Annotated in this window: 13 protein-coding genes; 9 read left to right on the top strand and 4 right to left on the bottom strand. The window is 55.3% G+C overall.

Annotation, left to right across the window (positions count from 1 at the left end):
• Positions 1-2 precede the first annotated feature (2 nt).
• The gene (locus DTL42_RS09255) at positions 3-2,027 is read right to left on the bottom strand and encodes an ATP-dependent DNA helicase (RefSeq protein WP_234824141.1); all 2,025 of its coding nucleotides are present in this window, start codon (positions 2,025-2,027) and stop codon (positions 3-5) included.
• Positions 2,028-2,146: 119 nt separating this feature from the next.
• On the opposite strand from DTL42_RS09255, the gene DTL42_RS09250 reads away from it, so the two are divergent.
• From DTL42_RS09250 to DTL42_RS09220, 7 genes are all read left to right on the top strand, one after another.
• Positions 2,147-2,932 carry a hypothetical protein gene (locus DTL42_RS09250; protein WP_114368411.1) on the top strand — a complete coding sequence of 262 codons (786 nt, stop codon included), beginning with the start codon at positions 2,147-2,149 and terminating at the stop codon, positions 2,930-2,932.
• A 42-nt stretch (positions 2,933-2,974) separates the two neighbouring features.
• A complete protein-coding gene (locus DTL42_RS09245) occupies positions 2,975-3,625 on the top strand; it encodes a hypothetical protein (protein ID WP_114368410.1) in 651 nt (216 codons plus the stop codon).
• 31 nt (positions 3,626-3,656) lie between these two features.
• Positions 3,657-4,454, top strand: a complete 798-nt coding sequence (locus tag DTL42_RS09240; RefSeq protein WP_114368409.1) for a hypothetical protein — start codon at positions 3,657-3,659, stop codon at positions 4,452-4,454.
• Positions 4,455-4,545: 91 nt separating this feature from the next.
• Positions 4,546-5,742, top strand: a complete 1,197-nt coding sequence (locus DTL42_RS09235; RefSeq protein ID WP_199590096.1) for a Gfo/Idh/MocA family protein — start codon at positions 4,546-4,548, stop codon at positions 5,740-5,742.
• A gap of 98 nt (positions 5,743-5,840) precedes the next feature.
• Positions 5,841-6,230, top strand: coding sequence for a VOC family protein (locus tag DTL42_RS09230; protein ID WP_114368408.1), 390 nt, complete (start codon positions 5,841-5,843; stop codon positions 6,228-6,230).
• A gap of 26 nt (positions 6,231-6,256) precedes the next feature.
• Positions 6,257-7,441 (top strand): FG-GAP repeat domain-containing protein, encoded by a 1,185-nt coding sequence (locus tag DTL42_RS09225; protein ID WP_234824140.1) that lies wholly within the window; start codon positions 6,257-6,259, stop codon positions 7,439-7,441.
• Between the two features lie 271 nt (positions 7,442-7,712).
• Complete coding sequence (locus DTL42_RS09220; protein WP_114368407.1) at positions 7,713-8,720, top strand: Gfo/Idh/MocA family protein; 1,008 nt, start codon at positions 7,713-7,715, stop codon at positions 8,718-8,720.
• Positions 8,721-8,790: 70 nt separating this feature from the next.
• Here the strand turns inward: DTL42_RS09220 and DTL42_RS09215 are convergent, their stop codons facing one another.
• The 3 genes from DTL42_RS09215 to DTL42_RS09205 all read right to left on the bottom strand — a co-directional run bounded on the left by DTL42_RS09215 (position 8,791) and on the right by DTL42_RS09205 (position 11,347).
• Positions 8,791-9,363 (bottom strand): hypothetical protein, encoded by a 573-nt coding sequence (locus DTL42_RS09215; protein ID WP_114368406.1) that lies wholly within the window; start codon positions 9,361-9,363, stop codon positions 8,791-8,793.
• 127 nt (positions 9,364-9,490) lie between these two features.
• Positions 9,491-10,474 carry an EF-P lysine aminoacylase EpmA gene (gene epmA, locus DTL42_RS09210; RefSeq protein WP_114368405.1) on the bottom strand — a complete coding sequence of 328 codons (984 nt, stop codon included), beginning with the start codon at positions 10,472-10,474 and terminating at the stop codon, positions 9,491-9,493.
• 96 nt (positions 10,475-10,570) lie between these two features.
• Positions 10,571-11,347: an NRDE family protein gene (locus tag DTL42_RS09205; protein WP_114368404.1), complete on the bottom strand. Its 777-nt coding sequence runs from the start codon at positions 11,345-11,347 to the stop codon at positions 10,571-10,573.
• Positions 11,348-12,051: 704 nt separating this feature from the next.
• Here DTL42_RS09205 and DTL42_RS09200 point away from each other — a divergent pair.
• The gene (locus DTL42_RS09200) at positions 12,052-12,411 is read left to right on the top strand and encodes a DUF2750 domain-containing protein (RefSeq protein WP_114368403.1); all 360 of its coding nucleotides are present in this window, start codon (positions 12,052-12,054) and stop codon (positions 12,409-12,411) included.
• 121 nt (positions 12,412-12,532) lie between these two features.
• Positions 12,533-13,594: a beta-ketoacyl-ACP synthase III gene (locus DTL42_RS09195; protein WP_114368402.1), complete on the top strand. Its 1,062-nt coding sequence runs from the start codon at positions 12,533-12,535 to the stop codon at positions 13,592-13,594.

Here is a 13,594-nt window from a genome sequence, read left to right as displayed (position 1 = left end):
GCTTAGATATAATCATCCCACTGCGGTCCAGCCGAGCCAGCTCCGGCGAAGCTGTCTTCCACCAGTTGGCATTCGGGCAGCGCCTTCAGAAAGGCTCGCCCGTAGCCTTTGGTTCTTATTCGTGGGTCGAGGATCACGACCATTCCCTTGTCGGCGTGGCCGCGGATGAGGCGGCCGAAGCCTTGGCGGAGCTTGATGATTGCTTCCGGTAATTGATACTCCGAGAACGGTTGACCGCCCCGTTCTTTGATTTGATTCAGCCGAGCTTGCAGCAGCGGGTGATCTGGCACGCTGAAGGGGAGCTTGGTGATGATCACGTTTTGCAGGGCATCGCCTGGGACGTCGACCCCTTGCCAGAAGCTATCGGTGCCGAACAAGACCGAGCCTGGCGTCTGCTTGAACTTTTGCACCATTTGCCCGCGTGGGATGCCATCGGACTGGCTGAACAGCGTGTAGCCGTTTTGCGTTAGCCAGCGAGAAACCCGCGAGGCACAGTTCCGCAGCATGTCGTAGCTGGTGAACAGCACAAACGCGTGCCCCTGGGTTTTTTCGATGTACCGCTTCACCATTTCGGCCAAAGCCTGATCGTAGTCGCGGCGATTGCCAGGATCAGGCATTCCTTTGACCAGGACCAGCTTTACGTTCTTCTTGTAATTGAACGGGCTACCAACCGTCAGCGCGTCGTTCCGCATCAAGCCAATGCGATCGCGGAAGAAGTCAAACCCTTGATCAGGCGAAGCGGAAAGCGTGGCACTGGTTAGAATCACACTGTCCACCTTTTGGAAGAGCTCTTCCCGCAGCACCGGTCCCACTTCGATCGGCGTGGCGAAGAGCTTCACTCGGCGATACGGCCCACGCTGCTGGCTGCTTTCGACCCAATAGACGGTCCGTTCCATCTTCTGCATCCGCCAGGCCTCGATCGAGTCGGCCATCAAAAAGATGCGGTCAGACAGGCTATGGAAATCTTGCCGGGTACTTTCTTCCTCAAAACGATCTCCTTCCCCTTTGACCATCGAAGCCAGCTTGGCCAGCGCTGGGGAAAGGACATTCGGCACCAACTCAGGCACCGTCACGCGGCCATTGCCGCCAGGGTTCTCTTCCAGCCAGCTATCAAGCTCGTTGAAGAACTGCTGAGCCCGATACCGCGTATGCACCACCTGATTCATCGCGTCGGCGCACTCGTGATGGACCAACAGCCCCTTTTGGGTTCGCTCGTTGAACAGCTTGTTCAGGGCAAAGTCGATTTGCGTCGACGTGACCGACATCCCCAGGTGATCGCCAGCCACCCCTTCCAAGGTATGGGCTTCGTCGAAGATGACCGCATCGTACGAAGGCAACAAGCTTACACCACCCCGGCGGAGGGCCAGGTCGCTGAAGAACAGGGCATGATTCACGATCAGTAGTTGGGCGTTCTGCATCCGGCGGCGCGCTTTGTAATAGAAACAATCGTCGTACGACGGGCACTTCCGCCCCAGGCAGTTGCCACTATCGCTGGCGATTTCGTCCCATACCCCCACTGCCGGACGAAAATCGAGATCGCTCAGCGAACCATCGGTTGTTTCCTTCGACCACTGCTTTAGCTTTTGCAGCTGCTCGGTTTCTTCATCCTTGGCAAATAGGCTCGCACTGCGTAGCGCCGCCGAGCCCAGCCGGCGCAAGCTCACGTAATTACCTCGCCCCTTGGCCAAAACGGCCGTAAATTCCAAGGGAACAGCCGCATTGACCAACGGAATATCTTTTGCCAATAGCTGTTCTTGTAAGCTAATCGTGTGCGTCGAGATGACGATTCGACGCGACTTTTCGCCGTTTCCTTGCTGACCGCAGGCCCACAAAATCGAAGGGACCAAATAGGCAAAGCTCTTGCCAACACCGGTTCCGGCCTCGACCACCAAGTGGCGATTTTTGGCTAGAGCCTGGCCAACCGCTTCGGCCATCGCCATTTGCTCGGGGCGATCTTCGTATTGTTGCAAGCGACGAGCAATAAGTCCCTCAGGACCAAGCACATCGCTGACGGTCAGTTTATCCATCCGTGTCTTATACAGCCAAAAGGTGGGAAGCGTGCATTCACCGACCCTCCACTCTATCGGGATTCGCGCCGACTGCCCACCACAAGCGGAAAACTGGCAAACCAAGCTAGAGCGACTCCATGATTTGGAATAGACTGGAAACCGATCCTGCTTACTCCTCTTTTCACGAACATTCGCGCGTAAAGAAAGTCCACTCCAAGATGCCGATTGACTTCGATTGCGCTGTTTGCAAGCACCGAATTCGTGTTCCCGATGGCGCCGAAGGAAAGCGAACCAAGTGCCCCAAATGTCAAGCGATTCAGCCGGTTCCTTCTAGCCACGACGATGAGTTCCGCTTGAAAGAATCGGAATTCGAGGAGAAGCCGCCAGCAAAATCTTCCTCCAGCAGCTTGGACGATGTCTTTGGCCCGCTTTCCTCGAAGGCGAAACCGCCGGTAGAACGCAATTCGTTTGACGATCCCAAGTCGCCAGAAGCAGGCAGCGCTTTCGAAGCTCCGTCGTCCTATTCAAGCCAAGTAGGTGCCAACGCGGCCCGCGCCGAAGCTTTGGAAAAAATCCAAACCCCGGCTCTGATCTGCGTTATCTTGACCGGTTTAGGCATCGCCAGCAATCTGATCGTCCTGCTAATCACCACCATCGCGACCCTCTCGGCCCCCAATGCCGAAAACGCGGCTATCTGGGTTGGCATTCAAACGGTAGTGATCGCGTTTGCTACCGCCATGCTAGGGCTGGCGCTTTACGGTGCGTTTCAGGCCCGCGACTTGAAGAACTTCGGCCTGGCCTGGGCCGGGTTCATTATCGCGCTGCTACCGTGCTCGCTTCTTTGCATTTTGACGATCCCGATCAGTGTGTGGGGTATGATGGTTTTGTCGGACGCCAGCGTTCAAAGACAGTTCACGTCATAGTCCCAAGCCCCCCTTCCCTTTGATTCGATAAGCCCGAAGCTCATGCCGATTAGCTTTCGTTGCAGCCGCTGCCAAACTCCCATTCGCGTTCCTGATGGCACGGAAGGCAAAAAGACCCAATGCCCCAGTTGTCAGGAAATCCAAAGTATTCCCACGGCAATTGTCGCTCCATTGGCCGACGAACCCTCGCCTTCCCCCGTCAGCGCCAATCCTTATGCCGACCAGCCCGATCCATTCGGCGCCCCGGCGAACAATCCCTATTCTTCCCCGAACCTATACCCGAGTCACCTTTCGCGCGAGGCAGCACGTAACAAGCTGATGCCGCCAGCGATCTGCGTGATTGTTGCCATCGGTCTGGGCGTGATGCTTCACGCGTTGAATCTGATCTTGGCTTCCCTCGATCTGCAAGGCTGGCTAGAGGCCAACAAGATTGACAACGAGGAAGAACAGGTCTGGTTTTTAATTGGTCTTTACGGCATTAACCCGCTAATCATTCTCTTTTCCCTGGTGATTATTGCCGCGATGACTCGGGCAATTGCGGTTCGCAATTATGGTTTTGTCCTGGCGGGGTTTATTATGGGGATGATCCCCTGTACGGCTGGCTGCGGTTGTATCCCGGCGATCGCGTTTTGTATTTGGGGAATCGTCGTCCTCAGCAGCCCCTCGGTCAGCGCCGCCTTCCGCACTTCCTAGCCATCCCCCATTCAACAGAAAGCCTCTCACCATGCCGCTCAGCTTTCGCTGCGAAACCTGTCGGCGATCTATTCGTGTTCCGGATGGATCAGAAGGCAAACTTACGCGCTGCCCCGATTGTTTCTCGATCTTGCTGGTGCCGTTTCAATCCCCCAGTCAGCCAGGCTTCAAAGACAATAAGCCTACGGAATTAGAGGAAAGCGAAGATCCACTGGGGATTGCAGGGAAATATGAGTCGCGGTGGGAACCGGACTATTCACCTAGCACCTCAACCGAGACAGCGGCGGCCAATCACTACTCCCCTCCCGGCGCCAACCCTGCCCCCAACTCAACGCCCTCTAACAATCCCTTCGCCGATCACAAGGAACCTCTTTACTCAAGCGAAGCAGTTGCTTCTAACGACCAATCATTCGACGAACTAGACAACATAGACCACGTCAGCGCCGCGCGCTCTTGCCGTACTGTTGCCACTATCGCCGGAGGTCTGATGGTCATCTGTGGGTTGATGACCGCCCTGATTTTTTTAGGAGTCTTGGCCAACCTCTTAAAAATGACCTTCGGTATGAGCCAAGACCTGGAAACAATCCTTAAACTCGCCGGCGAGTTGGCCATGAGCTTCGCCCACGTGGCAACCATTGTTTTCCTAAATAATGCCCGAACAACCAGAAACTTTAATCTCGCTCGCCTAGGGTTCATCATGGCGATGATCCCCATCTTTAATCTCACTTGGTGCGTGGTCTTTCCCTTGCCAATTTGGGGGCTAATCGTTCTCCACCGCCCGGAAGTCCGCTGGACATTTGAGAATCACTGGGAGAGGGTGACCGAATGACAGGGCACCTTGGGTGTGCTAAAACTAGCTTTCTCGATTGCACTTACCCCATAAGCTAGATCTGTTCTCATAAGCGAGGAGCATTGCCCCCATGGCTACCAACGGTGACTTGAATCGTAAACTACGAATGGCTTTGGTTGGCGGCGGTTCCGGCGCGTTTATCGGTCGCGTCCATGCCACCGCTGCTGTGCTCGACAACCGAGCAGAATTGGTCGCCGGTGCTCTCAGCTCGAACCCAGAGCGGGCCAAGGCTTCCGCCCCCGATTACGACATCCCCGAAGATCGTGCCTACACCAGTTATCAAGAGCTGATCGAGAAAGAGCTGGCCCTGCCGGAAGACAAGCGTATCGACTTCGTTTCGGTAGCGACTCCTAATCACATGCACTTCCCCGTGGCCAAAGCGGCCCTGGAAGCTGGCTTCAACGTGATTTGCGACAAGCCAATGACGCTGACCCTGGCCGAAGCGGAAGAGCTGTACGAAGTGGTGCAGAAGTCGGGCGCCGTGTTCGCCGTTTCGCACAATTACACCGGCTACCCGCTGATTCGCATGGCTCGCGAAATGATCCTTAGGGGAGAGTTGGGCGAAATCAACGCAATCCGCGTGCAATACATCCAAGGTTGGCTGCGAACCAAACTGGAAGACACCGACCAGAAGCAAGCCGCCTGGCGCAGCGACCCAGCCAAGAGCGGCGCCGCTGGGGCCTACGGCGACATCGGCACGCACGCCTACAACTTAGGCCGCTACATGACCGGCTTGCTCCCAGACAAAGTGAGCGCTCACCTGACAACGTTTGTCGAAGGACGCAAGCTGGACGATTACGGTACGACCGTCATCCGCTACGAAAACGGCGCGTTGTGTACGCTCACCGCTTCGCAAATCAGCCATGGCCGTGAGAACGACTTAGCAATCGAAATCGACGGCACCAAGGCCGCCCTCACTTGGCGTCAAGAGAACCCGAATGAGATGATCATTCGTCAAAACGGCGAGCCGCATAAGATCTATACTCGCGATCCCAACGCCCCGTTCATGAACGCCTCGGGCGCGGCCGCTTGTCGCATTCCTTCCGGACATCCAGAAGGGTTCTTTGAAGCCTTCGCCAACGTCTACCGCGCCGCGTTCGATGCGATGGCACTGCGAGCCACCGGCAAAGACTTCGAGAAGAAAGACACCATCTACCCCAACATCCACGACGGGGTCGAAGGAATGTACTTCATCCAACAGTGCGTCGCCAGCAGCAGCCAAGATGGTGCCTGGCTGCCGCTGAAGCACGAAGTGGCTCGTCGTTAATTCGCTTCGATGTTTGCTGAAATTCCAAACGCCGCTGCCTGGCCTGGGCGGCGGCGTTTTTTTAGTTACTTCAGGCTTTTCTCTGGAAATTCCTAGCGATGAAGATCGAACACTTTGCCCTTCAAGTTGCCGACCCAATTGCGATGGCCCGTTGGTACGTCGTGCATCTAGGCATGACGATTCAGCGTGGCAGCAAAGAGGCTCCCTACGCCCACTTTCTCGCTGATGACGGCGGCCAGATGTTGATCGAAATCTATTACAACGATCAATTCGATGTCCCCAATCAGGCCAACGTTCCGCCAGCGCATTTCCATCTGGCTTTCGTCAGCGATACCATAGAGCAAGACCGAGCCCGCTTGATCGAAGCTGGCGCCCAAGCCGAAGGTCCGATCAACACCCAACCGAATGGCGATTTGGTTTGCTTCCTCCGCGATCCTTGGGGCCTCACCCTGCAGTTGGTACAACGGGTGGAAAAACTACTCGCCTAATCCAGCCCAATACGAAGGTCCCCATCATGCGCTATGCCCTCCTGCTATTGGTTTCCCTCTTCACTTCCCAGCTTTTCGCCGACGAGTTGAAGTTTGAAGGGGAACAACTCGAAACGAACCTAGGGGTCGGCTATGCCGTTCGCTTGCTCGATATGAACGGCGACGACAAGCTCGACATCTGTATTGTCGACCAAAAGCGTGTCTTGTGGCTGGAAAACCCAACCTGGACCGAGCATGAGATCGTGGGAGAGGGACAAACCAGTGCCGACAACGTCGCCTTCGCCCCGCACGACATCAACGGCGATGGCCAGATCGACTTTGCCTTGGCCGCTGGTTGGGGTGGCGGCCAGACACCACGGGGCACGATCCAGTGGATCACTTCCGCTGGTGGCCAAAACGACCGCTGGGCCGTCTACCCCATTCGTATCGAACCAACCACGCATCGCATCCGTTTTGCCAACATCTTAGGGGATGATAAGCCGGAGCTAATCGTCGCACCACTTTTCGGCCAACCTGATCGTGAAGCGGGCGTTCGCCTGATTGCCTTGGAAATCCCCGAGAAACCAGAAACAGAAGCGTGGCCGGTTCACCTGATCGATAACAGCTTACCGGTTATGCACAACTTCCTGCCGCTCGATTTCACCGGCAACGGCCAAACCGATATCCTTTCGGCCAGCTATGAAGGCGTTCACCTACACGAGCGTCAGCCAGACGGGACTTGGCAAAAAACGCAACTGGGAACCGGCGACCAGAAGTCGCAACCCAGCCGTGGGGCCAGCGAGATCAAGGTCGGCAAACTCGCCAGCGGAGAGAAATATATTGCCACGATCGAACCCTGGCATGGCAATAAAGTGGTTGTCTACACGAAAGACAAAGACCAGCCGTTACGTAGCCTATGGCAACGGCACGTCCTCGACGATCAGTTGCGGTGGGGCCATGCCGTTTGGTGTGCCAATCTCGACGACGACGCGGACGAAGAGTTGGTAATCGGCGTACGTGACGACGAAAGCGAGAGCACCCGTCGCGGCTTGCGGATTTTTGACCCGATCGCCGCCGATGGCTCGAAGTTCACTCGAACGATCGTCGATCCCGGGGCAGTCGCCATCGAAGACCTGGCCGTGGGCGACTTAAACAACGATGGCCAGGCCGATATCGTGGCAGTCGGACGACAAACCCACAATGTAAAAATCTATTGGAACAAAACTCAATAAGCCAAATAAATAACTCAGTAAAAGTGAGTATTGCCGCAGTTTTCGACCTTTTTTATTGCAAAATTTCACCATCCACGCCATGAATCGGGCACGGTGGCGTTACACTATGGACGTCTGCAACAACAATTCCGCAGGGGGAAAAGTTCATCTCCTGGAGTTCTTGTACCCAGGAAAGCTACTTTGATTTCCCATGTAGATATCCCTAGCAACACCTGCCAGATTTCTTCTCTTCCTCATACTCAATGCAAAGAACACGATAGGATTAGTCCCGATGAGTAAAGTTCGTTGGGGTGTACTGAGCACCGCGAAAATCGGCACCGTGAAGGTCATCCCTGGCATGCAGAAGAGTGCCTACTGCGACATGGTGGGCATTGCGTCACGGTCACTCGAAAACGCCCAAGCGGCCGCCGACAAACTGGGCATGCCCAAAGCGTACGGTTCGTACGAAGCCCTGTTGGAAGATCCTGAAATCGACGCCGTTTACATTCCCCTGCCCAATCACATGCATGTCCCGTGGGCAGTCAAGGCCATTCAAGCTGGCAAACACGTGCTGTGCGAAAAGCCCGTCGGCTTGAACGTGGAAGAAGCCCGTCGCCTGCAAGAGATCGCCGATAGCCACCCAGAAATCAAGGTGATGGAGGCGTTCATGTATCGTCACCATCCACAATGGCTCAAAGCTCGCGAGATCGTCCGCGAAGGGGGAATCGGCACACCAGTCACCATTCAAAGCTTCTTCTCGTACTTCAACAACAACCCGAGCGACATCCGCAACAATGCCGAATGGGGCGGTGGCGGCATCATGGATATTGGCTGCTATCCGATTTCTGTTTCCCGCTTCATTCTGGAAGGGGAGCCTGAAAAAGTGATGGCCTCGATCACGCGCGATCCTGAATTCAAAACCGACGTGGTTGCATCCTGCATGATCGACTTCGGTGGGCTAATCACCACGTTCACCTGCGGCACGAAACTGGCCCCTTATCAAAGCGTTCATATTCATGGCACCGAAGGGCGCGTCGAACTACAAATCCCCTTCAACGCTCCCCCAGATCGCCCGTGCATCTTGTGGCATCAAAAAGGAGAAGAGGTCACCGAGATCGAAATCCCGACTGCCGATCAATACACCTGCCAAGGCGATCTGATGTCGCAAGCAATCCTAAACGACACCGAAGTCCCTACGCCCATTGCCGACGCAGTCGCCAACATGGAAGTGATCGACGCCATCTTCCGCAGCGAACGCTCGGGCCGCTGGGAAGCCGTCAGCCACGTTCTGGTCGACTAGCAAAGTTCAAAGAAAAGCGACCTCAAGAGCGAACCATATTTCCGGTTCGCTCTTTTTATGCGCGGTCCACTCACACCTTCTTAGCAATGGTCAGCAGTACGTCCGGCTTAAGCGTCTGCAGCCTCTTTGGCGAGATCAGATCGAGCGAAACCCATTGCCGAGTGAAGGTGATCTTTGCCGACTCGATCTCGTGATTGTAAAAGTGATGCATCACGCCAATCCATCTGGCTGCATCTTGCTCAATCACAGACCGCATGAATTCGATCCAACGATCAAGCTCCTCTCCGATCGTTTGATGACGCGTCTTCCACTCCGCTTTCTTACGGACACGATCCTGTCTCTTCTGTGCCAACCAACGCTCTATCTTCGTTTCGCTCCAGCCACTCTGGCGAAACTTTTTCAGGTCGCGGCTCAGATCGCCTAGCTCATCAGTTGGTGGCGTTTCACGCTGGGAACTGCCAACTTCTGATCCACAATCACACATTCCCCACGTCGTAAAAAAATACTTCTCGCCCGGCTCCAATTGCCTGACAACAAACGCATTGCCCATCGGCTCCCACTTTAAAAGTGCCTGTCTAGCTAGGATTTGAACGAGATCTTCATTCCCATCAGGGGACATCGTGGCTGTGTTGAACTGACACATGCGATTTGCTTTAACAAGCTGCTAAGTCACCGAAGTGGCTGTCTGGATGACAAGTAAACTATCTATCCAATAGACAGAATCACTCCCTCACGGTTCATGGAACGAACACTCCTTTTTATCAGCCGTTTCAAGCCTGCCGAATGGGAAACGGAATCACTTCTCTAATCGAACGGGCACGCAAAGCGACCATCACGAGCCGATCTAATCCCAACGCACAGCCACTGCAAGCTGGCAGCCCGCTTTGCATGGCCTGCAATAGTTGGCTATCACTGGGCAGGGTCGGCTTGCCCAGTCGGGCGCGGGCCTGATTGTTGGCCTCGTTCCTGGCGGCCAGTACGGCGGCGTCTTGCAACTCGTCGTAGCCGTTGGCCAGTTCCATTCCGTCCACAAACAGCTCAAATCGGCACGCCACCCGGGGATCTTCTGCATCGAGCCGAGCCAATGCGGCCTGGGATGCAGGGTAATGATAAAGAATCAGAGGCCGCTCTTTCCCTAGCTGCGGCTGGATCGCTTCAGAAAGCAAGATCTCGAGTAGCCCGTCGCGATCCTCTTCGCCAAACGAAGCTGGCACATCGATCTGCCGCTGCTGGGCCACCAGTTGCAAATCGGCCAGCGTTGCCGCTAAAGGATCGATTCCTAAATGCTGCTGAAACAAGCCCTGATAAGTGCAACGTTCGGCAGGTCCACGATTTAAGACCGCTTCCGCCAGGTCGGAAAGAAGCTGCATACCGGCCTCTAAATCGTCGCCAATTCGGTACCACTCGACCAGCGTAAACTCTACGTTATGCTGGACTCCCTCCTCAGCCAAACGAAATGCCTTGGCAACCTGAAAGATCGCTTCCGCTCCGGCGGCAACGAGCCGCTTCATGGCGAACTCCGGGGACGTTTGCAGATAATACGTCTCCCCCGAGCATGGCTTAGCCGGATCCCAGGCCAGCGTAACCGGCACCGGATCGAGATGTGTATCGACAACCGTATCTCGGGAGAGTAGCGGCGTTTCGACCTCCCAGAAATCACGGACAAGGAAAAACTGGCGAATCACATGGGTGATTTGACTACGGTGTTTGAGTTGTTCGAGCGAAGCGGTCGGCTGCCAGTGATTCGAGTTCATCGTCGGTAATCAAATAGATGGGCAATAAAAAAAAGAGCACCTCACCCAATCGTGAGATGCTCTTCTAAGTTTATCGATCCGAGGTCCGTCTAGAACCTAGGCTTCGGCTCGCGTGGCGCGGGCTTCGCGAAGACCACGGCTAAGGATATCTCGCAACAGCGGCGAGTAATCTTCGTAGCCAACCTTGGTCGGGGCGCCGTCGGCGTATTGGAAGATAGCGTCGCGTGGCTTTTTGCCCAGCGAGATCAGCGTCGAGCTGACCGTGCCCCATTCCTTGCCTTCAATCACCATGCCAGGGCGGCCCTGAGCAGCTGGCGGACGAGCGAACACCTTGCTGGAAACGGCCAGGAACTTGACGGCCGAATCGAGCGTTTGCAGCGTCATCAACCGATGCGCCAACTGAACGCGTTCATCACGCTGGTCGTTCAGATCCATACCACCGATCAGGTTCAAACCATCTTCCAAACGCTGAGCGTTGACGTCATCCCCACCATGCACAACCCAACCGCTGTCGGCATCGGCCATGATGAAATTGACCCCGTCATACTGCTCGGACATCAGCCCTTCCATGGCCACTTCGACGGCGGCCTGGGCCGAGCTGGCTCGGAGCAGTTCGCGACACAGCATGCCTCGCGAGCGAGGAACAGGCGGTCGCTTCATTTTGCGACGATTGCAACACCCGACAACAAGACCGTGCTGATTGACGCCCAGCCAGGTTCCCCCGGCTTGCTGATCAATGCCACACAATGCTCGCGGTTTCCCCGATTGAATCGAGGGTGCCGAGGTTGGGCGATCGTAAAATTCTTCCCGGTTGGCCGCCACAAGAATTGGGGCCTCCGGAACGCTTCGGTATTGAATTGCCAATAGGCACATATTGCTAAAGAGCGGGGGTTAGAGGATGGAAAATCTGGTGCCCTGGTCACGCCCCAAGGTTCATTTAATCCTCTTGAGTCTATTCTTTTTTCCCCATTCGGACACCCTTTAATGGGGGCCTAGTACCTAAATTTTTGTTAAAACAAGTTTTGCCAAAGGGCATAATGAGGCCACAGCATATCAGTGGTTAATAAATGCCCACTCTCGCTACCTTTAGGGGTGCCCAGAGAGGGGTTGGCCCTGGCTAATTCTGATCGCGCAAAATAGGTATTCACTGTAAAAACATCGCTTCCGCCTCAAGCAGCAGACTTAATCTTCTCTAGAAACGCGAATCAGCACCGCTTAAACTTAGGCAAAATAGGCAAGACCCCAATCTTCACCTTGTCCCCTCAAGCCGCCTCTCACTCGGTCTATAACAACCATACCAAAAGCTAGGAAGAAACAACCTAAAGGTAGTGAAACCTCGAAGTACATCGGCTAAGATGCAAATTGCACATTCCACCCCTTGGAGCCGCCCATTGCCAACAGGCACGAACGGGCCATTGGTGAATGATACTACACACTACACCTGGATTTATGGCTCGGAAGCCGATATACCAGACTGGTCTTGCTAATCGAGAGCCAGCTTATCTGCAGACCAATCACGTCTCAGCAACTAATGTCTGATTAGCAACACGGAACAGCAAACGAAGAGAGAGGTAAGTATGTCCACAGGGAAATTCACGAGTGCGGTCGATTTGAGTGGACCAGACCGCGTGCAATTATTTATTCGCAAAGTTAAAGAGAGCCAAGAGCTTTGGGGCTTGTATGTCGACGGCTGGGCGGAAGAGGCCGATGGCGACGGCAAGAAAGGACTGGTCGTTTGGCCCGATGAGCAGCATGCCCGCCTCTGCGCCAAGGATAAGTGGGGACAACACTCCCCAAAGTCGATCAAACTATCGAGTTTCAAAGATCGTTGGGTCGATAAATTAGTGCGGATGCGTCTGAAAGTCGCCGTGTTTCCTACCCCATTTGACGGTCCGGTATTCATCGAACCTACCACCCTGAGGTCGGAACTCTCGTAAGCGCCAGCACGTCAATTTCGTAAACTCGTATACCCTAGTAGCCGAAATAGACGTGAGAGCCGCAGGAAAATCTGGTACATTAGTCGGTTTTCCCGCACCGCTTCCTCGATGAAACGACAGAATGGCGACGGCGCATCCTAATTCCTCTCCCCGCAGCGAAAGTTCTTCTACGCGTCCAGTTCCATCTGGTCGCAGTCACCTTCGTTCGCTGCTTGGATTTCAGATCTTGGGTACCGGCAGCTACGTGCCGGACAACGTGGTTCCTAACGAGGCCCTTTCCTCGCTAGGGTGCGATCCAGAATGGATCATTCAGCGAACCGGCATTCGCGAGCGCCGCCATGCGCCAGAGAATATCGCCACCAGTGACATGGCTTACCAAGCCGCCATCGCGGCCCTCGAGTCGGCTGGCGTCGATGCCAGCGAGATCGATTTAATTGTGGTCGGTACGTTCACGCCTGATTCGCTGACTCCTTCCACCGCTTGCCGTCTGCAGCAGCGGCTCGGCATTCGGGCTGCCGCGATGGACGTGAGCGCGGCCTGTGCTGGCTTTTTGTATGCGATGATCACGGCAGCGCAATTCGTTAAAACCGGTACCAGCCGACGTGCTTTGGTGGTCGGTGCGGACTTGCTTTCTCGCATCGCCAACCCCCACGACAAAAAGACTTATCCCCTGTTTGGCGATGGAGCCGGGGCCGTGGTGCTGGGGCCTGGCAATGCCGAACAAGGAATGGTCTCGTACACGTTGGGAAGCGAAGGGGAAGGCGCCGACATGCTGTGCGTCCCCGGCGGTGGATCCAAAGAGCCCCTTACGCCCGAGAACTTGGCCGAGGGGAAGCAGTATCTGCAAATGGATGGCCGCGGCGTGTTCAAATGGGCGGTGCGGGTAATTGAAGATTCAATCCGCGACGTTCTGGACGACGCTGACCTGCAACCGGAAGACATCTCGCTGGTGCTGCTCCACCAAGCCAACGTCCGTATCATTGACGCGGCCTGCGAAAACCTCGGCTTTCCCCGCGAGAAAATGATCGTCAACCTCGACCAATACGGCAACACCTCGGCTGGCAGCGTACCGATTGTGCTGGACGAGGCCGCTCGCAAGGGGCTAATCCACTCCGGCGACCGCATCCTGATGTGCGGCTTCGGGGCTGGCTTGTCCTGGGGCACAACTGTTTTTCAGTGGTAA

It is taken from the genome of Bremerella cremea, assembly GCF_003335505.1.
Taxonomy (GTDB): Bacteria; Planctomycetota; Planctomycetia; order Pirellulales; family Pirellulaceae; genus Bremerella; species Bremerella cremea_A.
The sequence above is the reverse complement of the archived record's forward strand: the minus strand, read 5'-3'. Positions and strand labels throughout refer to the sequence as shown.

Excerpts from the sequence above, each read along its gene's own strand:
- epmA (WP_114368405.1), bottom strand. The coding sequence starts at position 10,474 with ATGAACTCGAATCACTGGCAGCCGACCGCTTCGCTCGAACAACTCAAA.
- DTL42_RS09235 (WP_199590096.1), top strand. The coding sequence starts at position 4,546 with ATGGCTACCAACGGTGACTTGAATCGTAAACTACGAATGGCTTTGGTT.
- DTL42_RS09255 (WP_234824141.1), bottom strand. The coding sequence starts at position 2,027 with ATGGATAAACTGACCGTCAGCGATGTGCTTGGTCCTGAGGGACTTATT.
- DTL42_RS09245 (WP_114368410.1), top strand. The coding sequence starts at position 2,975 with ATGCCGATTAGCTTTCGTTGCAGCCGCTGCCAAACTCCCATTCGCGTT.
- DTL42_RS09225 (WP_234824140.1), top strand. The coding sequence starts at position 6,257 with ATGCGCTATGCCCTCCTGCTATTGGTTTCCCTCTTCACTTCCCAGCTT.
- DTL42_RS09200 (WP_114368403.1), top strand. The coding sequence starts at position 12,052 with ATGTCCACAGGGAAATTCACGAGTGCGGTCGATTTGAGTGGACCAGAC.
- DTL42_RS09250 (WP_114368411.1), top strand. The coding sequence starts at position 2,147 with ATGATTTGGAATAGACTGGAAACCGATCCTGCTTACTCCTCTTTTCAC.
- DTL42_RS09230 (WP_114368408.1), top strand. The coding sequence starts at position 5,841 with ATGAAGATCGAACACTTTGCCCTTCAAGTTGCCGACCCAATTGCGATG.
- DTL42_RS09205 (WP_114368404.1), bottom strand. The coding sequence starts at position 11,347 with ATGTGCCTATTGGCAATTCAATACCGAAGCGTTCCGGAGGCCCCAATT.
- DTL42_RS09240 (WP_114368409.1), top strand. The coding sequence starts at position 3,657 with ATGCCGCTCAGCTTTCGCTGCGAAACCTGTCGGCGATCTATTCGTGTT.
- DTL42_RS09195 (WP_114368402.1), top strand. The coding sequence starts at position 12,533 with ATGGCGACGGCGCATCCTAATTCCTCTCCCCGCAGCGAAAGTTCTTCT.
- DTL42_RS09220 (WP_114368407.1), top strand. The coding sequence starts at position 7,713 with ATGAGTAAAGTTCGTTGGGGTGTACTGAGCACCGCGAAAATCGGCACC.
- DTL42_RS09215 (WP_114368406.1), bottom strand. The coding sequence starts at position 9,363 with ATGTGTCAGTTCAACACAGCCACGATGTCCCCTGATGGGAATGAAGAT.